23 protein-coding genes and 1 rRNA gene are annotated in these 23,056 nt (G+C 45.3%); 6 read left to right on the plus strand and 18 right to left on the minus strand.

Annotated features, from left to right (window positions below):
• Positions 1–226: ribosomal RNA gene (locus GJB59_RS00560) — 16S ribosomal RNA — on the minus strand; the annotation flags it as partial.
• A 628-nt stretch (positions 227–854) separates the two neighbouring features.
• The gene (locus GJB59_RS00565; RefSeq protein WP_142829768.1) at positions 855–1,721 is read right to left on the minus strand and encodes a nucleotidyltransferase-like protein; all 867 of its coding nucleotides are present in this window, start codon (positions 1,719–1,721) and stop codon (positions 855–857) included.
• A gap of 268 nt (positions 1,722–1,989) precedes the next feature.
• Here GJB59_RS00565 and GJB59_RS00570 point away from each other — a divergent pair, with 268 nt between their 5' ends.
• Positions 1,990–2,343 (plus strand): YgzB family protein, encoded by a 354-nt coding sequence (locus tag GJB59_RS00570; RefSeq protein ID WP_142829770.1) that lies wholly within the window; start codon positions 1,990–1,992, stop codon positions 2,341–2,343.
• 77 nt (positions 2,344–2,420) lie between these two features.
• Here GJB59_RS00570 and perR read toward each other — a convergent pair whose 3' ends face one another.
• The 4 genes from perR to bcp form a co-directional block, all read right to left on the minus strand.
• A complete protein-coding gene (gene perR, locus GJB59_RS00575; RefSeq protein WP_142829772.1) occupies positions 2,421–2,864 on the minus strand; it encodes a peroxide-responsive transcriptional repressor PerR in 444 nt (147 codons plus the stop codon).
• Between the two features lie 121 nt (positions 2,865–2,985).
• Complete coding sequence (locus GJB59_RS00580; protein ID WP_142829774.1) at positions 2,986–3,537, minus strand: cob(I)yrinic acid a,c-diamide adenosyltransferase; 552 nt, start codon at positions 3,535–3,537, stop codon at positions 2,986–2,988.
• Between the two features lie 2 nt (positions 3,538–3,539).
• Positions 3,540–4,481, minus strand: a complete 942-nt coding sequence (locus GJB59_RS00585; RefSeq protein ID WP_142829776.1) for a D-2-hydroxyacid dehydrogenase — start codon at positions 4,479–4,481, stop codon at positions 3,540–3,542.
• A gap of 14 nt (positions 4,482–4,495) precedes the next feature.
• The gene (gene bcp, locus GJB59_RS00590) at positions 4,496–4,972 is read right to left on the minus strand and encodes a thioredoxin-dependent thiol peroxidase (RefSeq protein ID WP_142829778.1); all 477 of its coding nucleotides are present in this window, start codon (positions 4,970–4,972) and stop codon (positions 4,496–4,498) included.
• Positions 4,973–5,097: 125 nt separating this feature from the next.
• Between bcp and GJB59_RS00595 the strand changes: the two genes are divergently transcribed.
• Both GJB59_RS00595 and GJB59_RS00600 read left to right on the plus strand, forming a co-directional pair.
• Positions 5,098–6,384, plus strand: coding sequence for a glutamate-1-semialdehyde 2,1-aminomutase (locus GJB59_RS00595; protein ID WP_142829780.1), 1,287 nt, complete (start codon positions 5,098–5,100; stop codon positions 6,382–6,384).
• Positions 6,385–6,424: 40 nt separating this feature from the next.
• Positions 6,425–7,510 carry an FUSC family protein gene (locus GJB59_RS00600; protein ID WP_142829782.1) on the plus strand — a complete coding sequence of 362 codons (1,086 nt, stop codon included), beginning with the start codon at positions 6,425–6,427 and terminating at the stop codon, positions 7,508–7,510.
• Between the two features lie 32 nt (positions 7,511–7,542).
• On the opposite strand, the gene GJB59_RS00605 is transcribed toward GJB59_RS00600, so the two are convergent.
• The 9 genes from GJB59_RS00605 to mutY all read right to left on the minus strand — a co-directional run bounded on the left by GJB59_RS00605 (position 7,543) and on the right by mutY (position 17,565).
• Positions 7,543–8,394, minus strand: a complete 852-nt coding sequence (locus GJB59_RS00605; RefSeq protein WP_185960111.1) for an ABC transporter permease — start codon at positions 8,392–8,394, stop codon at positions 7,543–7,545.
• 53 nt (positions 8,395–8,447) lie between these two features.
• The gene (locus GJB59_RS00610; protein WP_142829938.1) at positions 8,448–9,452 is read right to left on the minus strand and encodes an ABC transporter permease; all 1,005 of its coding nucleotides are present in this window, start codon (positions 9,450–9,452) and stop codon (positions 8,448–8,450) included.
• A gap of 85 nt (positions 9,453–9,537) precedes the next feature.
• Positions 9,538–11,154, minus strand: a complete 1,617-nt coding sequence (locus GJB59_RS00615) for an ABC transporter substrate-binding protein (protein ID WP_142829787.1) — start codon at positions 11,152–11,154, stop codon at positions 9,538–9,540.
• 29 nt (positions 11,155–11,183) lie between these two features.
• Positions 11,184–12,167 (minus strand): ABC transporter ATP-binding protein, encoded by a 984-nt coding sequence (locus GJB59_RS00620; RefSeq protein WP_142829789.1) that lies wholly within the window; start codon positions 12,165–12,167, stop codon positions 11,184–11,186.
• Positions 12,142–13,161 (minus strand): ABC transporter ATP-binding protein, encoded by a 1,020-nt coding sequence (locus tag GJB59_RS00625; protein WP_142829792.1) that lies wholly within the window; start codon positions 13,159–13,161, stop codon positions 12,142–12,144. The genes GJB59_RS00620 and GJB59_RS00625 overlap by 26 nt, the downstream gene beginning before the upstream one ends.
• A gap of 151 nt (positions 13,162–13,312) precedes the next feature.
• Positions 13,313–15,058 carry an ABC transporter ATP-binding protein gene (locus GJB59_RS00630; RefSeq protein ID WP_142829794.1) on the minus strand — a complete coding sequence of 582 codons (1,746 nt, stop codon included), beginning with the start codon at positions 15,056–15,058 and terminating at the stop codon, positions 13,313–13,315.
• 59 nt (positions 15,059–15,117) lie between these two features.
• On the minus strand, positions 15,118–15,663 hold the full coding sequence (ntdP, locus tag GJB59_RS00635; RefSeq protein WP_142829796.1) for a nucleoside tri-diphosphate phosphatase: 546 nt from the start codon (positions 15,661–15,663) through the stop codon (positions 15,118–15,120).
• 103 nt (positions 15,664–15,766) lie between these two features.
• On the minus strand, positions 15,767–16,513 hold the full coding sequence (gene fabL / locus GJB59_RS00640; protein WP_142829798.1) for an enoyl-[acyl-carrier-protein] reductase FabL: 747 nt from the start codon (positions 16,511–16,513) through the stop codon (positions 15,767–15,769).
• A 2-nt stretch (positions 16,514–16,515) separates the two neighbouring features.
• Positions 16,516–17,565: an A/G-specific adenine glycosylase gene (gene mutY / locus GJB59_RS00645; RefSeq protein WP_142829800.1), complete on the minus strand. Its 1,050-nt coding sequence runs from the start codon at positions 17,563–17,565 to the stop codon at positions 16,516–16,518.
• Between the two features lie 147 nt (positions 17,566–17,712).
• Here mutY and GJB59_RS00650 point away from each other — a divergent pair, with 147 nt between their 5' ends.
• Positions 17,713–18,693, plus strand: a complete 981-nt coding sequence (locus GJB59_RS00650; RefSeq protein ID WP_142829802.1) for a metal-dependent hydrolase — start codon at positions 17,713–17,715, stop codon at positions 18,691–18,693.
• A 104-nt stretch (positions 18,694–18,797) separates the two neighbouring features.
• Here the strand turns inward: GJB59_RS00650 and GJB59_RS00655 are convergent, their stop codons facing one another.
• Genes GJB59_RS00655 through recX form a run of 3 tightly spaced genes read right to left on the minus strand, consistent with a single transcriptional unit; the run spans position 18,798 to position 20,185 of the window.
• The gene (locus tag GJB59_RS00655; protein ID WP_142829804.1) at positions 18,798–19,049 is read right to left on the minus strand and encodes a YfhJ family protein; all 252 of its coding nucleotides are present in this window, start codon (positions 19,047–19,049) and stop codon (positions 18,798–18,800) included.
• A 4-nt stretch (positions 19,050–19,053) separates the two neighbouring features.
• Positions 19,054–19,386: a YfhH family protein gene (locus tag GJB59_RS00660; RefSeq protein ID WP_142829807.1), complete on the minus strand. Its 333-nt coding sequence runs from the start codon at positions 19,384–19,386 to the stop codon at positions 19,054–19,056.
• Positions 19,379–20,185, minus strand: coding sequence for a recombination regulator RecX (gene recX, locus GJB59_RS00665; RefSeq protein ID WP_142829809.1), 807 nt, complete (start codon positions 20,183–20,185; stop codon positions 19,379–19,381). Before recX ends, GJB59_RS00660 begins: the two co-directional genes overlap by 8 nt.
• A gap of 209 nt (positions 20,186–20,394) precedes the next feature.
• Here recX and GJB59_RS00670 point away from each other — a divergent pair, with 209 nt between their 5' ends.
• Together GJB59_RS00670 and rlmD are read left to right on the plus strand one after the other, a co-directional pair.
• On the plus strand, positions 20,395–21,294 hold the full coding sequence (locus tag GJB59_RS00670; protein WP_142829811.1) for a TIGR01777 family oxidoreductase: 900 nt from the start codon (positions 20,395–20,397) through the stop codon (positions 21,292–21,294).
• Between the two features lie 41 nt (positions 21,295–21,335).
• Positions 21,336–22,700 carry a 23S rRNA (uracil(1939)-C(5))-methyltransferase RlmD gene (gene rlmD / locus GJB59_RS00675; RefSeq protein ID WP_142829813.1) on the plus strand — a complete coding sequence of 455 codons (1,365 nt, stop codon included), beginning with the start codon at positions 21,336–21,338 and terminating at the stop codon, positions 22,698–22,700.
• The last annotated feature ends 356 nt before the right edge of the window (positions 22,701–23,056 follow it).

Here is a 23,056-nt window from a genome sequence, read left to right on the forward strand (position 1 = left end):
GGCCCATCCTGCAGTGACAGCCGAAACCGTCTTTCCGTGTTTCACCAGGAGGTGAAACAAACTATTCGGTATTAGCACCGGTTTCCCGGAGTTATCCCGATCTGCAGGGCAGGTTGCCCACGTGTTACTCACCCGTCCGCCGCTAAACTTTTGGAGCAAGCTCCAAAAGTTCCGCTCGACTTGCATGTATTANGTGTTTGTCCTGTAAAAGCAACTTCTCTAAGTTATCATCGTTTAAGAAAAGAGTCAAGCCTTTTTATTATTGCGAAAAACTTAATTTCTCTTAGCGACGTGTATTATCATAATATATTTTATCAAAGAATGTCAATGATTAAAGCAAAAAAAGTTTAAGAATCTTTATTACACTAGTAAACATATTAATAAATCATTATTCCTTTGCCCCTTAAATCATTTCCACTACGAAAAAAGAAGCTGCTGTTAAAAGCCGGATGAACGGATTTTAACAGCAGCTTCTTTTTTCTTCTTCATATTATTCTTAAGCTTTGAACACCTTAACCATCTACTCATCAGCGTCAGAGGGGTGAATATTCTCTTCGCTTTTCCAATTTTTTATCCATCTGCATAAACTGAACTTAAGAATAATAATTCAAATGCCGCTTTGGGAATCGCTCGATATGCCAGTAGACAGGCCAGCACTAAGATAGTTGTACAAAAATTGTAAGCTAATATTTTTCACGGTCACTTTTGAACATAGGAGCAGAAAAGCGATAACGCCAATTAAAGATTATTAGTTCAACTTACTAGTTAAAAATAAAACATCTACTTACCATTTTGAAGGAAAGGACTATCCGCATCTCTCCTTAAAAAAGTTGTTATCCACCATTACCCTCTATTCAGTTCTTCACGTAATAATAGCGATGAAAGATCCCTTCGCTTTTAGTGGTAACACCGTTTATAAAAATCAGATCTTTATCTATAAGGTATTCAATAAAAACTTCAAGGTTGGACGAATAATTTTTCAATTCTTCCTGTTCATGCAATTCTTGGATTGTCCAGCTGCTTTGTTTCTCCATGACTTCCCTTATATGAAGAGCCCCGTCCTGCGTTCGCGAATGAATATAAAACTCACTTGCCAGAAACAGCAGCTCGAGCCGCTTATCAATCGGCTCGTCGCTCGATATCAATTCTTCGTATAGTTTGTAGATGGCGGGCTCCATCTGTTTGACCTGAGACCAGACCGTCACTTCTGGCGGCAATCCGTTTTCAAGTACCGCTAATCGCGCCAGATGATGCAGCGACTCTACCATATGGTGATACGCATCCATATAGTTCTTTTCCTCAAAAAACACTTTTCCTTCCATATATCGGCGAATCAGCTTGGCAAACTCCATGCCCATTTTGATTTTACGGCCGTAGAAAGGATAGTCTTTCAGCTCTGTTTTCAACTTTTCCATGAATTCATTGCGATCGTAAATGACACGGCCGTAAAAAAGCCAGTCAACAATTTTCCGGTTTGTTCCGAGCAGCAGCCATTTATGTAGTTGCTTTTCAGTAACAATATGCATTGCAGCCTTTTTATCTAAATACGTATAATGCTTAGTGAACACCGGCGTTTCGTTTTCCTTGGTGATAATCAGTAGAACCGAATCAAAGGTATCCGTGATCTGGCTGACTTTTTCTCTTTTTTCCACCAGGATCACCCCTAGCGTACTTTCCTGGCTGGCGCGTTCCTGGTAAATAGGTCGTAGGATTTGTTCCATCAACTTTCACTCCTTGCTGTCTCCATCGCATACCGCCATACAGTGTAGCGTGGATGGTAATGAACTGCAGCGTGTTTTCACTTTCCCTAAGGTCTGCGGGTCTGCGGGTTTCCCCGTTCTCTGTTTCTCAGACATTGAAGCCATACATACTGGCTTCTGCTTTTCTTTATTTCGACATATTTATTGCCGATTCCTTCATTTGAAAACCGATATCACTTTTTAAGGGCATTTATGATATAGTATGATGGATGCAAGGAGGAAATAAACCATGAAACCTTATAAAAATAAAATCAATCGCATTCGGACGTTTGCATTAGCGCTTATTTTCATCGGAATCGTCATCATGTACGTCGGCATTTATTTCAGAAATCATCCTATTGTTATGGTGATTTTCATGTTGCTGGGTGTTGTTGCGATTATCGGAAGTACAGCTGTCTATGGCTGGATCGGTTTGTTGTCTATGAAAACTGTACCGGTTGAATGTCCCAATTGCGGAAGACATACAAAAATGCTGGGCCGTGTAGATATTTGCATGCATTGCAATGAGCCTTTAACGATGGACCGTTCTCTTGAAGGAAAAGAGTTTAACCAAGACTACAACAAGAAAAGCTCACAACAATAAAAACATCCAGCGAATTTCAAATTCGCTGGATGTTTTTTCATATCCGCAAAATAGCGGCAAGCTTCTTTTAATAAAAGCTATTGGGCCTTTGCCGTTTTGCCTAAGCATCCCTGGCATGTCCCGTAAATTTCAAGACGGTGGTAATCCACTTGAAAGCCCGTGACATGGGAAGCTAAATGTTCTACTTCGTCCAGTCCCGGATAATGGAAATCAACTATTTTTCCGCAATCGTTGCAGATAATATGATAATGGTCATGTGTGACAAAATCGAAACGGCTTGAAGAATCTCCGTAAGTCAATTCTTTTACCAGCCCCGCTTTTCTAAAGACGCGTAAATTATTATAAACAGTTGCAACACTCATATTAGGAAACGTTTTTTCAAGCGCGCGATAAATGTCATCCGCTGTTGGGTGCGTTGTTGAATGAATCATATACTCCAAAATCGCGTGGCGTTGGGGTGTGATTCTTACACCTGTAGACTTCAAAGCATCAAGCGCGTCTTTTAATTTTAATTCAGACATCGCCGTGCACCTCACTTCATAGATATTCTTACATTGTAATTGTTATAAACAGTGTACCTAATGAGAGTGGTGGATGTCAAGAAATCACTATAGTGCCGCCGTTTGCCACACGTGATCCTCTTTACTTTTCGTGCAGCCCTTTTTCTTTCCGTCCAAGACGCTGGTTGACCAGACGCGCTGCGACGAATAAAAAATCGGATAAACGATTTAAGTAGGCTAAGACATTCGGAGAAATATCGGGACCGATCGACAAAACTGTACGTTCAGCTCTTCTGACAACAGTCCGTGCCACATGAAGAGCGGCACCGGACGGATGTCCCCCCGGCAATATGAAGTTGCTGAGAGGCGGAACTTCAGCATCATACTGATCGATCCATTGTTCCAGCTTAAAAACATCCTGTTCTTCCAACTTCCATTTTACTTCTTTGCCTTTCGGCGTAGCCAATTCGGCCCCTACGTGGAATAAAGTCGTCTGGATTTCGTGAAAAACTTCGCAAAGCGCTTCCTTTTCTTCAAAAAATTCGGCATTCATGTGCCCGATTGCCAGGCCGATCAATGAATTCGCTTCGTCACACGTTCCATATGCTTCAACTACTGCATCGTTTTTTGCGACCCTTGTGCCGTAAACCAAAGAAGTGGTGCCTTTATCGCCTGTTTTCGTATAAATCTTCATGCTTAATACCCCTTTTCCATATTGACCAAATTTGCTGGAATCGTTTGGTCGGCGAGCCATTTTTTAAGGTTGGGAATAAAGATGTCCAGTGCACGTTCCACATACTTGCCGGAGTGGCTGGAGACATGGGGTGACACTACCACATTGTCCATTGTCCAATAAGGGTGATCTGTTGGCAGCGGCTCCTGTTCGAATACATCCAGAACAGCACAAGCAATCTCTTCACTTTCAAGCGCTTCCAGAAGAACAGCATCCGAGACCAGGTCTCCTCTTCCAAAGTTCATGAAGATGGCCGTGTTTTTCATTGCTTTGAAATGTGCTGTTGTTAATAATTGTTTTGTTTCGTCGGTGCTCGGCAAAATTGACAGAACATAGTCCGCTTCCGGAAGCTTTTCCAAAATGTGTTCAAACGAAACCATTTCGTCCATGTGCAAAGCTTGCTTTCCGGAACGGTTGCAGCCGATGGTTCGGACACCGAACGCTTGCAGCAATCGCCCTATTTCTGAACCAATTGCCCCCGGCCCCAGAATGAGCGCTGTGGAGCCATGCAGCTCTGAAGAACGGATTTTTCTGTTCCATTCCTGGCTGCGCTGATTTTCATAAATGGTCGGCAGTGAACGTTTTAAGGACAATAAATGAGCCAAGACAGATTCAGCCATTGGTATTTTGTGAATGCCTTTGACATTGGATACGGTAATGCCTCGCTCTTCGATGGCTTGATGAGGCAGCTTTTCAATGCCGGCACTGGCCACCATGATCCATTGCACTTTTTCAGCTGCTGCAATATCCTCCGCCGTCAGGTCTTCTCCGTAGGTGACAATAATATCGGCAGACGGCAATCGTGTCTTGTCTTTATAGAGGAAATGGAAATCGACTTGCGGAAACTCGGTTTCCAGCCTCTGCTGCTGCTCTTCTTTTGGAATGAATGTAAACAGAATTTCCATGCCTGTCCCCTTTCTTATTGATTGCTGATGGTCTTCAATGTCTCCAGTACATCCTGGATGTGATTTGGAACTTTAACTTTGCGCCACTCTTTTACAACAGTCCCTGTTGGATCGATCAAGTACGTCGCACGTTCAATGCCCATGGATTTTTCTCCGTCTTTATTCTTCTCCACCCAGACCCCGTAGTCTTCTGAGACTTGATGGTCTTCATCCACCAAGAGCGAAAATGGCAAACCGTGCTTTTCAATGAATTTATTGTGCTGGTCTTCTGAGTCGGCGCTGACGCCTAAAATCACTGCGTTGAGTGCAGAAAAATCGGCCTCGGCATCGCGAAAATCACAAGCCTGTGTCGTACAGCCAGGTGTCATATCTTTTGGATAGAAATAAAGAACCACGTATTTGCTGCCGGAAAAATCTTTCAGTGAAACTGTTTCCCCTGCTTCGTTCTTTAATGAAAATTCCGGTGCGTGTGTACCTTCCAATGCAGTCATCTCCATCACTCCTTTTCTTCTCTCTATCGTACCGAACCGTGACTCCAGTTTCAATTTCTTTGGCGTTTCTGAACGACATTGTCTACAATAAGGAATAGATTAATCTATAGGAGGCATTTTACTCAATGAATCATACAACATCAGAGACGCTCCATAAGGAAGCATTAGAACATATCGTAGGCGGCGTCAACAGTCCATCCAGATCTTTCAAAGCGGTTGGCGGCGGATCTCCCATCGCGATGGAACGCGGCAAAGGCGCTTATTTTTGGGACGTCGATGGCAATAAATACATAGACTATCTGGCAGCTTATGGGCCCATCATTACCGGGCATGCGCATCCTCATATTACACAGGCAATTACGCAGGCAGCGGAAACAGGACTGCTGTATGGCACTCCGACACGCCATGAAATCACTTTCGCCAAGATGTTGAAAGACGCCATGCCCAACATGGACCGTGTGCGTTTCGTCAATAGCGGAACGGAAGCGGTCATGACGACGATCCGGGTGGCTCGCGCCTATACCGGACGGACAAAAATCATGAAGTTTGCCGGCTGCTACCACGGCCATTCCGATTTGGTCCTTGTCGCTGCCGGTTCCGGTCCTGCGACTCTCGGAACACCAGATTCAGCAGGTGTCCCAAAGTCAATCGCAGAAGAAGTGATTACGATCCCATTCAACGATCCGCAGGCATTTTCGGAAGCAATGGATCAATGGGGTGAAGAAATCGCTTGCCTGTTGGTCGAACCGATTGTCGGCAACTTCGGAATCGTTGAACCAAAACCCGGCTACCTTGAAGAAGTTCATCGCATCGCTCATGAAAAAGGTGCTTTGATTGTCTATGATGAAGTCATCACAGCTTTCCGCTTCCATTACGGCGGTGCTCAGGACATGCTCGGCTTAGTGCCCGACCTGACAGCACTCGGAAAAATCATTGGCGGCGGATTGCCAATCGGGGCTTATGGCGGAAAAAAAGAGATTATGGAAACGGTAGCTCCTTTAGGACCTGCTTACCAAGCGGGGACGATGGCTGGAAATCCCGCCTCTATCCAAGCCGGCATTGCCTGTTTGGAAGTACTACGTGAAGACGGGGTCTACGATAAAATGGACAAACTCGGTGCACTTCTTGAAAAAGGCATTTTGGCCGCTGCCGAGGAATTTGGTGTGACCATTACCGTAAATCGCCTGAAAGGCGCGCTGACCATCTACTTTACTGACGTAAAAGTTGAAAACTATGAACAAGCTGAAGCTACTGATGGAGAAATCTTTGGCCGCTTCTTCAAACTGATGCTGGAACAGGGAATCAATTTAGCACCTTCAAAGTATGAAGCGTGGTTTTTGACCACTGAACATACCGAAGAAGATGTAGAAGTTTCAATTCAAGCAGTCCGCGAAGCGTTTAAACAGTTATAATTAATAAAAATCACATTTAGCGGAAGGAGTCCTAGAGTCAATGAGATTAGGTGCACGTATATTAAAAACTGGCGTGGCCATTTCTTTGGCCTTGTTTCTGGCCAACTTATTGGGATTGCCTTCCCCTGTATTTGCAGGAGTCGCCGCCATTTTCGCTATTCAACCCTCGATTTACCGTTCTTACTTGACATTGCTTGATCAGATTTACGGCAATTTGATCGGTGCAGCCATTGCCATTATTTTTGTATTGACGTTGGGCAACAATTATTTAACAATTGGCGCCGCTGCGATATTGGCTATAGTGCTGATGCTGAAGCTCAAGCTGGAAAACACCGTACCTTTGACTTTGGTAACCATTATCATCATCATGGATTCCCATTCCGAGAACTTTTTGACCTTCGCTTCGTTGAGAATTGGCACCGTCATGCTTGGTATTTTATCGGCTTTTGTCGTCAATATGATCTTTCTCCCGCCGAAATACGAAACTCGGCTTTTCACGTCAATTCATGAAGTTAGCGAAGAAGTGATTCGCTGGATTCGTGTCTCCATTCGCCACGCATCCGATCATGCATCGGTTAAAGAAGACATTGATAAACTGACGGAAAAACTGTTGAAAGTCGACCAATGGTATTTGTTTTATAAGGAAGAGCGCAGCTACACCAAGAAACAACAATATGCAAAAGCACGAAAACTGGTACTTTACCGCCAAATGATTGCAACATCAAAGAAAAGTCTCGAGGTTCTGAGGCGCCTGAATCGATTTGAAAATGAATTGATGGAGCTTCCTGACCACTTTCATATGATGGTCCAAGAACGACTGGAAAGTTTAGCCAGCTACCATGAGCAGCTTTATATGAAATACGTCGGCAAACTGCGGCCGGACCACAGTGAAGGTTCGGGGGCAGATGCCATTATGAAACGCAATGAGGTAATGACAATTTTTGTAAAAGAAATCAATTTAGCGCATGAGGAAAATGATGATGAGTTCTCGGTATATCATTTAATGCATGTGTTATCGGCGATATTGGATTACGAAGAGCAGCTGGAACATCTTGACTTGCTTATTATTGCTTACTTGAATTACCATTCAGAAGAAGTTGACAGCGATTTAGAGAATTCCATATAAAAAACGTGTGGGGCAATTGCCCCACACGTTTTTTATGATTTCATTCGCGGATCTAAAGCGTCTCGCAAGCCGTCACCCATCAAGTTAAAACCAAGGACTGTCAACATGATGGCAACCCCTGGAAAAATCATGGTCCAAGGTGCATTGGTCAAATACGAACGCGAATCTGCCAGCATCTTGCCCCATTCCGGTGAGGGAGCCTGTGCGCCTAGTCCAAGGAATCCGAGTGCAGCCGCTTCGATAATAGCGGTCGCAATGGCAAGTGTCCCTTGGACAATCACTGGTGCCATGGAATTCGGCAGGATGTGCGATACCAGGATCCGATTGTCTTTCATGCCGATTGCTTTTGCCGACATGATGTATTCGTCTTCTTTAATGCTCAATACTTTTGAACGGATCAAACGGCCGAAGTTCGGCACGTTAATGATTGCAATGGCAATTAATGCGTTGCGAAGCGAAGGTCCAAGAACCGATACCACCGCAATCGCCAATAAAATACTTGGAAATGCCAGCATGATATCGAAGATGCGGGAGATGATCGTATCTACCCAGCGCCCGTAATAACCTGCTAAAATCCCTAAAATACTTCCCACTACAACCGATCCGATCACGGCTAAAAATCCGACCCATAACGAAATTCTAGCGCCATATACTACGCGGGATAAGATATCCCGGCCAAAATCATCTGTCCCCATCCAATTTGTGGAAGAAGGAGGCATAAGCCGTTGAGACAGGTTTTGTTCATTGATGCCTTGCGGCGTAAAGAGCGGACCGAAAATCGCCAACAGGATAAAAAATATGACGATTCCCATTCCGACAACCGCTACTTTGCTTTTGCGGAAACCGCGCCACGCCTCTTTCCAGGGGCCAGCGACTTTCTGCATTTCCGCTTTGTCTTGTTTGATTGCTGTTTCAGCCAATGTACGTCTCCTCCTTCCTAATCATATTTGATGCGTGGATCAACCAAGCCATACAGCAGATCGACAAACAGGTTGATCATAACAAAGATAAACGCGACTATCAGAATTCCAGACTGAATGACCGGGTAATCACGGAAACCTATCGCTTCGTAGATATAACGGCCGATTCCCGGCCATCCGAAAATGGTTTCTGTCAAAATAGCACCGCCAAGCAGCAGTCCCATCTGAAGCCCGATAATTGTCAACACAGGGATAATGGCGTTCTTAAGCGCATGCTTGTAAACAACCCAGAACATCGATAAGCCTTTTGAACGGGCTGTACGGACATAATCTGAACGCATTACTTCCAGCATGCTTGAACGCGTCATTCTGGCAATAATCGCCATCGGTATCGTTGCTAAAGCTGTCCCCGGCAACACAAGGTGTTTCAAAACAGTAGCCAATTGATCAAAATCTCCTGCGATCAAGGTATCAATCACATAGAAATTCGTGATGACATCTACGGGATCGCGAACATTTTCGCGGCCTGTTGTCGGAAGAATTCCCAGTTCGATCGAGAAAATCCATTGGTTCATTAATCCCAACCAGAAGATTGGCATCGATACACCAATCAATGCAACAATCATTGCCGTATAATCGAACCATGAATTCTGGAACCAGGCTGAAATGATGCCTGCATTGATTCCGATAACGACTGCAATAATAATTGCGAATAAAGAAAGTTCGATTGTTGCAGCCAAATATGGCCATACTTCATCTACTACTGGAGTACGTGTACGAAGTGACTCTCCCAGATCGCCTGTCACCAGCCCTTTTAAATAATCAAAATACTGGATATACCAGGGATTATCCAACCCCAAATTTGTTCGCAATGCTTTTATCGCTTCTTCGGATGCTTGCTGGCCAAGGATGACTTGTGCAGGATCACCAGGAATTGCACGGATGATCATAAATACGATAAATGTCATACCGAGTAAAACCGGGATTAACTGTAAAAGCCGCCTGCCGATATAGTGAAGCATCTTCTTCACCTCTCCATCTCTTGCAATATGTATAACAGGAAGAAAAAAAGGGAGGAAATCATCCGACTTCCTCCCTGGGAATTGCCTACTCTAAATCTACTGAAGCCAATTTGTCAGAACCTGTTGGATGTGCTTTGAAATTGATTACGTTATTCCCACCGGCTAATAGCGGTGTAGAATGCGCAAGCGGTACCCAAGGAGCATCTTCGTGGATGATTTCCTGAGCTTGCATATACAATTCATTTCTCAGATCTTCATCTACTTCGGATTGCGCTTGAATTAAGACATCATGCAGTTCCTGGCTTTCATAATACGTGTAGTTGTTTGTGCCGACGTTGTCTTGGTCAAGCAGCGCATAAAGGAAGTTATCAGCATCGCCGTTATCGCCAGTCCATCCCAGTAAGAATGCATCAGCTTCTCCGTTTGCAGCTTTTTCAAGATAAGTCGCCCACTCAAATGACACGATTTCAGCAGTTACGCCGACATCAGCCAAGTTCTTTTGAATGGCTTCTGCCACTTTTTGGCCATCAGGCATATACGGACGTGGAACTGGCATTGCATAAAGTTCCATTTCAAAGCCGTCAGGAAGACCTGCTTCTGCCAATAATTCTTTCGCGCGTTCAGGATCATATTCATAGCCTTCGATGCTGTCGTTATATCCGCTGATTACCGGCGGAATCGGGTTTTTCGCTACTTCTGCACGTCCCTCGTAAAATGCATCTACAAGCGCCTGCTTATCGATTGCATGGTTAAACGCCTGACGTACTAATGGATCATCAAAAGGCTCACGTGTTACGGTCATGCCAAGATAGCCAACGTTCATAGATGGGCGTTCAAACAATTGAAGATTTTCATCTCCTTCGATTGTCGCGCCATCAGAAGGAGTAATTCCGTCTGCCAAATCAATTTCTCCGGAAAGTAAAGCGTTCAAACGAGCAGAGTTATCAGGAATCGCGCGGAATACCACTTGATCCAATTTCGGCTCGCCATCTACCCAATAATCGTCAAATTTTGCGATAGTGATGGTGTCATTGCGTTTCCATTCAACAAATTCGAATGGACCTGTTCCAACTGGGTTATCGCCGAACGTATCGCCTGCTGCTTCAAAGGCAGTTGGTGATGCAATCGCGAATGGGCTCATTGCCAAGTTTTTAAGGAATGGTGCCTGCGGGCGTTTTAGCGTGAAGACCACTTCGTAATCACCTGTCGCTTCAACAGATTCGATGACATGTCCTTCGTCATCGCCATATCCACCGAACATCGAACCGTAGTAAGGAAATTGCTCCCCATCACCGGCTGCCCAACGTTCAAAGTTCTTTACTACTGCTTCTGCGTTGAAATCAGTATCGTCATGGAACTTAATGCCTTCTTCCAATGTGAAAGTATAGGTCAAGCCATCTTCAGAAGCCACCCACTCAGAAGCTAATGCGGGTTCAATCTCTGTATCCTGTTCACCAAAGTTCACAAGAGTATCGAAAATGTTTTTTGTAACTTTAAAAGATTCACCGTCTGTTACTGTAATCGGATCTAGAGAAACCGAGTCGCCTCCACGTCCAAAGATCAATGTTTTCTCTTCAGCAGATTCCCCTTCACTGCCACTTTCGCCGTTTTCTGATGCATCATCAGAACTACAGCCATAAAGAGCTGTCGATACTAATAAGAGCACCAGGAATGCCCACGATAAGAACTTTTTCTTTCCCAAATTAACCCCTCCATTTTTTCTATTTATTATCATTGCGGCCTGCACTCTTCGTAAAGATGGCAAGCTACAGAATGACCTTTTTCAACTTCTGCAAACACCGGTACGGCCTGGGAACAAATATCCATCTTAAACGGGCAGCGCGTATGGAACCTGCATCCGCTAGGTGGATTAGCCGGGCTCGGTACATCACCTGAAATAACAACCTCTTCCCGCACAAACTCCGGATCAGGAACGGGTACAGCAGCCAATAAAGCTTGCGTATACGGGTGCAAAGGTTTTTCGTACAAGTCTTCGGTATCGGCAAGCTCCGCCATTTGTCCAAGATACATGACGCCTACGCGGTCGCTGATATGGCGAACCACTCCTAGATCGTGGGCAATGAAAATATAAGTCAGCTTCAACTCTTTTTGCAGATCCTGCATCAAGTTCAAAACTTGTGCCTGAATTGATACATCAAGGGCGGATACAGGTTCATCGGCAATTATCAGTTTTGGATTCGTCATCAAGGCGCGTGCAATGCCGATCCGCTGACGCTGCCCGCCGCTGAACTGATGCGGATAGCGTTTGGCATGATAGCTGCTCAAGCCGACTATTTCCAAAAACTCGTGAACTTTCTTTTTACGTTCTTTCGGATCACCTATATTATGGACATTGAGCGGCTCCATCAAGATTTTTTCAATTGTATGGCGCGGGTTCAATGACGCGTAGGGATCCTGGAAAACCATCTGAATATCTCGCCGCGCTTTGCGCATATCGTGGTTCGACAAACTGGTCAATTCCTGGCCGTCGAAGGTTACGGTGCCTTCGGTCGGTTCCAAAAGGCGCATCAGCATGCGTCCGGTCGTGGATTTTCCGCATCCCGATTCGCCGACAATTCCCAAAGTCTCGCCCTCTTGAACGGTGAATGACACATCATCCACTGCTTTGACATGGTTGTTTACCCTGCCCAAAATACCGGATTTAATCGGAAAATACTTTTTCAGCCCTTCAACTTTTAACAACGGTTCTGTCATGAGACTGTACCTCCTTCGGGTCGAATAGGAAACAGCGGGTTTGATGATTATCCGCTGTCTGGTACAGTTCCGGTGTTTCTCCTATGCAGCGGTCAAAAGCAAATTCACAGCGCGCTGCAAATTTACAGCCTGTCTTGATTGTTCCTGGCTTTGGAACATTTCCCGGGATCGAATACAGACGCTCTTTTTTAAAGCGCATATCCGGAACCGATTCCAGCAATCCTCTTGTATAAGGATGCTGCGGATCGTTAAATATGGTACGGACCGGCCCTTCTTCAACCACCTTGCCCGCATACATGACAACTACCCGTTCACAGGTTTCAGCGACAACACCTAAATCGTGGGTAATCAACAAAACTGCAGTATTCAAACGTTCATTCAGATTTTTGATCAGTTTCAAAATCTGCGCCTGAATGGTTACATCCAATGCCGTCGTCGGTTCATCCGCAATCAATACTTTCGGGTCGCACAATAACGCCATTGCAATCATGACGCGCTGGCGCATCCCGCCTGACAGCTGATGCGGATATTCCTTCATCAACCCTTCCGGCCGGGGCAAGCCCACCAATTTCATCATTTCAATGCCGCGTTCCTGAATCTGTTTTTTTGACCAATCCTTTTTATGGATCTTAATCGCTTCACGAAGCTGATCGCCAATCGTAAACAATGGATTTAACGAAGTCATTGGCTCCTGGAAAATCATCGCAATATCATTGCCCCGGATTTCCCTCATTTTTTTCTCAGGTAGTTTGGTTAAATCTTTATCCTGAAATAAAATTTCGCCTCCTGTGATTTTTCCTGGAGGACTTGGAACCAATCCCATTATCGATAGCGAAGTAACGCTTTTTCCGCATCCGGATTCTCCGACAATGCCGAGCACTTCGCCTTCCCTTATGTGAAAATCTACATTATCTACCGCTGGTATCTCTCCATCATCTGTGAAAAAGGATGTTTTCAAACCTTTAACGTCTAAGATGGTTTTACGTTCGTTCATGATGCTCCCCCTTTTGCACAAAAATGATTCAGATTATTCTCCCTCTTTTAATTATACGTAATATTATTATTAATGCAATATCTTATTTGAATTTGTTGGAAGCTGAATGTATAGAAAAAAGCCTCCAAAATATTGGAGGCTTTCGGATGTTTCAATCAAAATGCTGAACTTGGAACAGGCTCGAATAAACGCCCTGCTGTTTCATCAATTCGTTATGTGTGCCGCTTTCAGCAAGTTTGCCGTGGTCGATCACAAGTATTTGGTCTGCGTGCGTGATGGTCGAAAGACGGTGCGCGACAATAAGCGTCGTCCGGTCATGTGCCAAACGCTCCAACGAATCCTGAATCAATGCTTCACTTTCAAGGTCCAGTGCGGATGTAGCTTCATCCAAAATCAGAATCGGAGGATTTTTCAAGAACACGCGCGCAATTGCGACGCGCTGTTTTTGTCCACCGGATAATTTCACGCCGCGCTCTCCAACTTTCGTATCATAGCCTTCCGGCAGTTGTGAAATGAATTCGTCTGCATTGGCCGCTTTCGCAGCCGCAATTACTTCTTCATCAGTGGCTCCCGGTTTCCCCATCAGGATATTAGCTTTCACAGAATCGCTGAAGAGAATGGAGTCCTGCAAAACCAAACCGATCTGGTCGCGCAATGTATGGGTCGTCACATCCCGCAGGTCGTGGCCATCCATATAGATGCCGCCGCTTGTTACATCGTAAAAGCGTGGGATTAAGGAGACGATGGTCGATTTCCCGCCACCGCTCATCCCGACAAAAGCAACCGTTTCTCCCGGTTTCACGGTAAAGTTTAAATCAGTCAGCACTTCCGAACCACCATCATTATAATGGAAAGAGACGTTGCGGAATTCCAATTTGCCGTCGACTACTTTCAAATCGTGTGCTTTTTCCTTGTCGGTCACATCATAATCTTCATCGATCAACTCAAAGACCCGGTCCATAGAGGCCAGCGACTGCACCAGCGTTGTTGAAGAATTGACCAATCGGCGAAGCGGATTATAGAGCCTTTCAATATATGCAATAAACGCTACCATCGTACCAAGCGTCAAATTGCCCTCGATAACTTGATAACCGGCATAACCGATAACCAATAGCGGTGCAACATCAGTAATGGTGTTTACAACGGCGAATGCTTTCGCATTCCATTTCGTATGGTCGATTGCTTTTTCCAGAAACTGATCGTTTGTATCGTTAAAAATTTTCTGTTCGTGCTTCTCAAGCGCAAAACTTTTGATGATGCTCATGCCCTGCACACGCTCATGCAGATAACTTTGGACATTAGCCAAAGCCTGTGAACGTTCACGTGTCAAATCGCGAAGCCGGCCAAAGAAATACTTGACGCTGAACGCGTAGAACGGAAACGCCAGTAATGCAACAATCGTCAACGACACGTCCATCGTCAGCATGATGACGATGGCGATCAGAATTGTCGCCAGATCCAACCAGACATTCATCAGGCCGATCATGACAAAGTTTTTGGTCTGCTCAACGTCATTAATGACGCGAGAGATGATTTCCCCTGCACGTGTATTGGCGTAATAGCGCAAACTCAAGCGCTGCAAATGGCCGTAGAGATAGCCGCGGATGTCGTAAAGAATTTTGTTGCTGACATATTGCGCATAATATTGGCGGTAGTATTCAATGGGCGGACGCAGCAGGAAAAAGACAATCGCTGTTCCTCCAAGCCATAAATACAGCTGTTCCAGCTTTTCTGCATTCGACAATGCATCAGCTCCGATAATATCATCAATGACGATTTTGATCAGCAGCGGAATAAAAAGCGGAATTGCAAATTTGAATATCCCGATAAAAATCGTCAGCGCAATCTGCCAATAATAAGGTTTGACGAATTGCATATAGCGTTTCATACTGCTCAAAACTTTCACTCCATTCTTTTCAAAACGAAAAACCTGTTGGCAAGCAACAGGTTTTCATCTTAATCACGAATCCGGTTTAGTCTATGAAATTCATAGCGGTTCGTCCATACTTCGATAAAGTCCTGGGCAAATGGCCCTCTGCGCTGTTTGATCCAGCCGATCAGCTTTTCCACATTTCGGTGAAGAATTTGATCAATCACTTCAGGATAACCCATTTGCCGCTTATGGTCTTCATATTCGTCTTCATCCAACAGCGTGTAAGACATGTCTGGAAACACTTTTACATCCAAGTCATAATCGATGTACTTCAACGAGCCATTATTATAAACGAATGGAGAACTGACATTGCAATAATAATAAACACCGTCGTCTCGGAGCATACAAATGATGTTGAACCAATGCTCTGCGTGAAAATAACAGATTGACGGTTCGCGCGTCAACCAGGTTCGGCCATCGGATTCTGTCACTAGCGTCCGTTCGTTTGCACCAATTACAATATTATTCGTACCTTTCAGTACAGTTGTTTCCTGCCAGACACGGTGGATTCGGCCGTTGTGTTTATAACTGTGGATTTGGATTGTTTCACCCTCCGCAGGAATCGCCATGTACTATCCCACCTTCTTGTCCAAGCCTTTGTTTATCTGCTATTTCAGTATTATATCAATCAATTCTGAAAACATACAGCAATAAGGCGGAAGAACCAAAGGATTACATGACGACGGAACGTCCGCCGTCCACAATAATCGTCTGGCCGCGGATCATATCAGAGTCAGATGAAATCAGGAATAACGCAGCTTTGACCATATCCTCAATTTCAACCATTCGCCCTGCAGGCGTATTGACACGGGCATCATTCAATAAGTCTTCACGGTTCGGAAAATGCTTTAATGCTTCAGTATCAAGCGCTCCCCCCGACACTGTATTGACGGCAATTCCTAGCGGGGCCAGCTCAACAGCCAAATAGCGTGTAATGGACTCTACCGCTGCTTTTGAAACTCCTATCGTCGTATAATTTTCCAAATACCGAATCGAACCAAGCGAGCTGATGCCGACGATTTTGCCGCCTTTGTCCATCAGCTTTGCCGCTTCCTGGGCACCAAACAGCATCGCTTTCGCGTTGATGTTCATGGTCCAGTCCCAATGCGATTCTTCCAGTTCCATGATTGGGCGCAACACACCGGATGCTGCATTGGATACGAAAACATCCAAGCGGCCAAACTCTTCTTTGATGGTTTCGAACATGCCGCGGAGTTTCTCGACATCCCCCACATTAGCACGGACCAATAGCGCTCTTTGCCCTCTTGCTTCGATTTCCTTTACTGTATCAAGTGCAGCTGTTTTACTGCGCGCATAATTGACGACAATATCGTATCCCTGATCGGCAAGAGCGATTGCCATCGCTTTGCCGAGACCTCTGCTGCTGCCTGTCACCAATGCTACTTTTTGTTCTGCCATCATCAAACATCTCCTCTTTGCTGTAAAGCTGTTTTCATTTTTTGGACCGGTCCTGCGATCGGCAATAAATCCAATTCTTCGGCTGTCACCCATCTCATATGAGCAGGTGCAGCAATATTTTCACTGTCGGCAATAAAGCCATCCACATTCCATGTTAAATGAGAAAAGACATGTTTGAAAGAAGTAATTTTCTCGGCTTTGTCCACCAGGCCTTTCAAACTTTCAGACAGCTGCTCTTCGATTTCGAGCGGCAGCACTCCTTCTGCCGTTTCCAGCATTGGAAATTGCCACATATTTGCCAGCAGCCCGGTTGCCGGACGCTGTTCCATCAGCAGTTTATCGTTGCTGCGTATAGCGATCATTGCGTACTGCAATGATTTTGTTTTTTTCGCTTTGGTTTTGATCGGCAGGTCGTGCTGCCTGCCTTCGTGAAATGCGGCACAATGTTCACGCACCGGACACAGCAGGCATTTTGGTGAAGTAGGTGTGCAGATTAAAGCTCCCAATTCCATCAAGCCTTGATTAAATGAAGAAGGATCTTCATGGCTGATGATTTCAGTAACTGCCTCTTCAAAAACTTTCCGGGTTTTCGGCTTGGCGATATCTTCCTCTATCAACAGGATACGGGATAATACTCGCATCACGTTGCCATCCACTGCATGCTCCGGAACGCCGTAAGCTATGCTTAAAACAGCTCCAGCTGTATAAGGGCCAACACCTTTTAGAGAAGAAATTTCCTTCCGGTTATCCGGAACGATTCCACCATAATTTTCAGCCACTTCTTTGACTCCCGCCTGAAGGTTGCGGGCACGGGAGTAATATCCAAGCCCTTCCCACTGTTTCAGCAAGATTTGTTCGTCGGCTTCTGCCAAGTCGTTCAAAGTGGGAAATTTTTCGATAAAGCGCTTATAATAAGGGATAACGGTATCTACCCGCGTTTGCTGCAGCATAATTTCTGAAATCCAGATTTGGTAAGGGTCTGCCGTACGTCTCCAAGGCAGATCTCTTTTCTCTGCAGCAAACCAGCTGATCAAGTCATTTTGAAATTGCATTTTTTCTATATTAATGAGGTTTGCCTCCGTTCAGCTTGATTATTCCGGTACATTTCGGGTATATACGTAAATGAGGAATTAAGTTTATTTTAACAAAACTTTTCAGTTCCCCATAAAAATTACTTCTTTAGAGAGGGGGATGAGGCAATGGATACAGGAACTCATATTGTCATGGGCATTGCCCTTGGCGGCTTCGCAATGGCAGATCCGGCTGTCGCCAGCCACCCCATCACCATGACCGCTGTCGTTTCCGGTGTTATCATCGGTTCTTTGGCGCCAGACGTTGACACTGTTTTAAAGCTTCGCGACAACGCCGTATACATCCGGCATCATCGTGGCGCTACCCACTCAATTCCCGCTGTGCTGCTGTGGCCAATTTTGATTGCAGGGGCATTATCTCTTGTGTTCCCTGAAGCCAATTTTCTCCATCTATGGCTCTGGACCTTCCTGGCTGTCTTTATGCATGTGTTTGTTGATATCTTCAATTCCTATGGCACTCAGGCGCTCAGGCCGATTTCCAACCGATGGGTTGCGCTTGGCGTTATCAATACGTTCGACCCGATAATTTTCGGTGCACATGTACTGGCTTTGACGATTTGGGCGTTCGGTGCTGACCCGGTTTGGACCATCAGCATTCTTTATGTTGCCATGTTCTTCTACTATATTGCAAGATTTGCAGTACAGGCAGCCATCATACATGCTGTCCGCAACACCATCCCTGGCGCTACTGACGTTTTTGTGGCACCGACGATGCGCTTTTTTCACTGGCGTGTTGCCGCCAATACAGAACAGCACCATTATGTCGGACGAGCATACGGCCGGACCATCAACATCTATGATAAGTTCATGAAAAAAGAGATGCCTGAAAACAATTTGATCCAAGCGGCAATGAAGGATAAAAACATCTCGGCCTTCATTTCATTTTCGCCTTTATACCGTTGGGAAATCAACGAATATGGTGATGTCTTCGAAGTGCGGCTGATTGACCTGCGTTACCGCAGCAATGACTATTACCCTTTTGTCGCTGTCGCCCATTTGGATAAGGAATGCAAAATCATCAACTCCTATACGGGGTGGATTTTCAGCGAAGATAAGTTAAGGAAAAAATTGGATTTCAGCCATAACTAGAAAACGCACACCCCTGGGTGCGCGTTTTCTTTTTTACGCTTAACAAGCTTAAAGTACAGCAGTGCATTGAAAATCGCTGTAAATCGGGATCCTACACTTTTGCATTAATCTTTCAACAAATGAGCGTACTTAGGATTGGTGCTGGCAAATTCGTGTATTTTGTCGCCATAGCTGTCAATCCACTGGCGCATCACTTTTTCAACAACTGCTGTACCCTGGTAGTCATATCCTGCTTTAGCGTAGGAAGATTCAAAATCAGAAGCAAGCAATTCAATCCAGATCCGTGCTTTTTCTTCTGTTAAATTCGGGTTCTTTTCCAGTAATTCGATTGTCAGTTGCTCGATAATTTCTTTCATCTGCTTACTTCCCTTCTTTCAACGGACGCAGCATGGAAATCGGCAGCGCTTCCGTATGTTTTTCTCCGCCCATCCGGTAACCCCAGGCAAATCGGCCTTTTAAGTAATCGATCTGAAAGTAGACATTGGGATCTCCTTCAATTCGGTATACTTCGCCTTTTTTAAAATCGGCAGGGTCTATAAGATAAGTTGCCGCCATCATGGCTTTGCGTTCCAGCACTGCAAACTCATTGACGATTCCCAGCTGTTCAGCTTTTCTGGCTTTTTCTTTCAGGCGCGCAATTTCCCCACGTAGTTCATGTTCTGTCATGTCGCTGTAACGCTTTTCTTCAGTCATCTTCAAGCTCCTTTTTATCCAGGTAGTCAGTGATCACTTCACCAGGAAAACCTTTTTGGTATAATCCCTGTTTCACTTTTGACTTTAAATCATAGCCTGACAGCTTTGAGCTGTGCTTGCGCCATAATTTGTCCCCTTGTTCAGTGACAATCTCCGTCCATTGATCGTCATCTTTTTCAAGCTCCAGATCTTCAATCGCCAGTTTGATCAGCGAATAGTTATAGCCTTTTCTCAGCAAAGTGTCAGTAATTTTTTGATGGATTTGGCTTGGTGTTTTCATCTTTTCTTTAGCCGCAATTTTTTCTGCAAGGACTTTGGCAACTTCCAATTGTTCTTCTTCCGAATACGAATCCAGAACGTCTTTTTGCATTTGCTTATCAATTCCTCTCTTTTGCATATCCTGTTGGATTGCACGCGGCCCTTTTTTGCCCGAGTTGATTTGCGTTCGCATCAGCGCCTCTGAAAATTGCTGGTCATCCAGAAAGTTATGCGTATACAATTTCTTGATGGCTTCATCTATTACGGCATCCCCGTATTCTTTTTCTTTCAGCTTCTGGCGTACTTCCCCTTCGCTTCTCATGCGGAATCCCAGGTAGTACAGCGCTTTGTTATAGGCTTTTCGGACTTCATCCTCGAAATTAATTTCTTCGATGGTCCATTGGTCCAGCTCTTTCCCTTTTGTGAGCTGATGCCTGACAAGCACCGCTTCATCCACGCTAAAAGCATATTTATCTTCAAAAAAGATATTATACCTTTCAGGGTTTTTCTTTCCCTGCGTGATTTTTGAAATAATCGGCATTTACTGGCACCTCTCTTCTTCTCATATTATACACCTTTCAAGCAAACAATGGCATAGCCTGACGCCTAAAAGGGTATGCTGTATATATATTTGCCTTTTATGCCGGCGTTCTGGGCAGCGGCATTGGATTTAAGAGCGCTGCGTAATAAAAGACCAAGAGCAAAAGGGTATTTGCCCGATTTGTGCAATTAAAACTGGAGGTGTTCAAAATGAAAATAGCAATTACTGGCGGCACTGGATTTGTAGGCAGAGAACTGACCCGTTTGCTGCTGGATAGAGGCGATGAAGTAGTTATTTTGACAAGAAAGCCGAAAGCCCCTGCCGATAAAATTACATACGTCGAATGGCTGACAAAAGATGCGGTTCCTGAAAGACAGCTGGAAGGCGTAGAAGCTTTTGTCAACTTGGCTGGCGCATCCATAAATGACGGTCGCTGGAGCGAAGAACAGAAAAAACTGATTTACTCGAGCCGCATGGATGCCACTAACGAATTGCTGCGGATTTTTCATAAACTCGAAAAAAAACCGAAAGTGCTTGTGAATGCCAGCGCCATTGGGATTTATCCGCCTTCTGAAACGGTGACTTATACAGAAGCTTCCGCCGACAGAGGTTCTGATTTTCTGGCGCAAACTGTTCGCGACTGGGAGATACTAGCGGCCAGAGCGGAAGAAGCCGGCTTGCGTGTAGCGTGCGGCCGATTTGGCATTGTTCTCGGAAAAGATGAAGGGGCTCTGCCATTGATGGCTTTGCCATACAAACTTTTTGCAGGCGGCACAGTTGGTTCCGGCAAGCAATGGCTGTCATGGATACATGTCAAAGACACAGCACGGGCATTAATCTTTGCGATCGATAACGATGGGCTGAACGGTGCATTCAATGTTGCAGCCCCGCAGCCAAAACAAATGAAAGATTTCGGAAAAGAAATTGCACATGCGCTCGGTCGTCCTCACTGGATTCCAGTCCCTTCGTTCGCATTGAAAACGGCTTTAGGCGATAAAAGCCAATTGGTTCTTGAGGGACAGCGGGTCCTGCCTACCGTACTCGAACAGCATGGTTTCCAGTTCAAGTTTCCCAATTTACGATCGGCACTGGCTGATATCTATAAATAAGGCTATAATGGGGGGATGATTAACCGAAGGACGTGATATCCATGAACGATAAACCCATTATTGAAGAAGGCCAAAAATTTCCGATGACCATCAAACGGCTCGGCATCAACGGTGAAGGCATTGGCTATTTTAAACGCAATGTGGTATTTGTACCAGGAGCTTTGCCGGGAGAGGAAATTACGGCGCAAGTGACTGTGGTCAAGCGCAATTTTGCTGAAGCCCGCATCGTCAAAATGCGCACAGCATCGCCTCACCGCCAGACACCGCCCTGCCCTATTTACGAAGCATGCGGCGGCTGCCAGTTGCAGCACATGACTTATGACCAGCAGCTGGTCGAAAAACGGGATCTTGTGGTACAAGCATTGGAACGGTACTTGAAAGGCACAAAAGTTCATGTCGAGAAAACCATTGGCATGGAAGATCCGTGGCATTACCGCAATAAAAGCCAGTTCCAAACACGCTTGAAAGGCACGAAAGTCATTGCTGGCTTGTTTGCAGAAGGCTCCCATCAACTACTGGACATCGAACAATGCATCGTTCAGCATCCTGACACGACAGTTATCACCAATGCCGTCAAACGGATTCTGGAAGAACTGAAAATGCCGATTTACGACGGCAAGACGATGAAAGGCATTATCCGTACCATCGTCGTTCGAACCGGCGTCAAAACCGGCGAAATCCAATTGGTTTTGGTGACGACACGATCAAAACTTCCACAAAAAGAATTATTGCTGGAACGTTTGAAAAAAATTGATACGAACCTGGTATCGATCGTCCAAAACATCAACAAAGAAAAAACCTCGCTCATTTTCGGAGATGAAACGATTACATTATTCGGCAAAGATACCATCCATGAAGAGCTGGGTGAATTGGCATTCGATTTGTCGGCCCGTGCTTTTTTCCAACTCAATCCGACACAGACCGTTCGCCTGTACAATGAAATTAAACGTGCTGCTGATTTGACTGGGCAGGAAAAAGTAGTCGATGCTTATTGCGGCGTCGGCACCATCGGTCTTTGGCTGGCAGACGGCGCCAAGGAAATCCGCGGAATGGATGTTCTTCATGAAAGTGTCGTTGATGCAAAAGCAAATGCCAAAAAACAAGGTTATGTAGCAAAATATGTAACCGGCACAGCCGAAAAATGGCTGGAGCTTTGGAGCAACGAAGGATTTGTTCCTGATGTACTGACAGTTGATCCACCACGCACCGGATTGGCTGATTCGCTATTGGAAACCATTTTGAAAGTAAAACCGAAACGCTTTGTCTATACTTCCTGCAACCCTTCCACATTGGCAAAGGACTTGCAGCAATTGACGAAGATCTACCGGATCGAATATATCCAACCGGTCGACATGTTCCCACAAACCGCACAAGTGGAATCAGTAACGAAATTGGTGTTGAAATAGGAAAAGCGTAAGCAGCCGTTAAGCCCCGACAAGCGCTGGAAGCCTTACTGGTAATGGCGGCCTTTGCCATTGCTGGTAAGGGTGAAGCGACTCTAGGGGCTGGCTGCTGGAGTCTGGACACTAAAGAAAAGCGCAAGCGTCCGTGTAGGTCCGACGGGCCGAAGACGCTTCGGCGAAGCGGCGTTTCTTAAGCCGCACAGCACGAAAAGTGAAAGTGCCTGTTCAGCTCTGACAGGTGTAAGACGCTCTGGCGAAGCGGCGTGTTTCAGTCGCACAGCCAGAGTGGCTTACATCCCGAAGAGCTAGGCACTGCAACTGGACATCGGAGTGGCTTATGACCCTAGGACCCGGGCGCT

It is taken from the genome of Planococcus soli (assembly GCF_016881065.1).
GTDB classification, from domain to species: Bacteria; Bacillota; Bacilli; order Bacillales_A; family Planococcaceae; genus Planococcus; species Planococcus soli.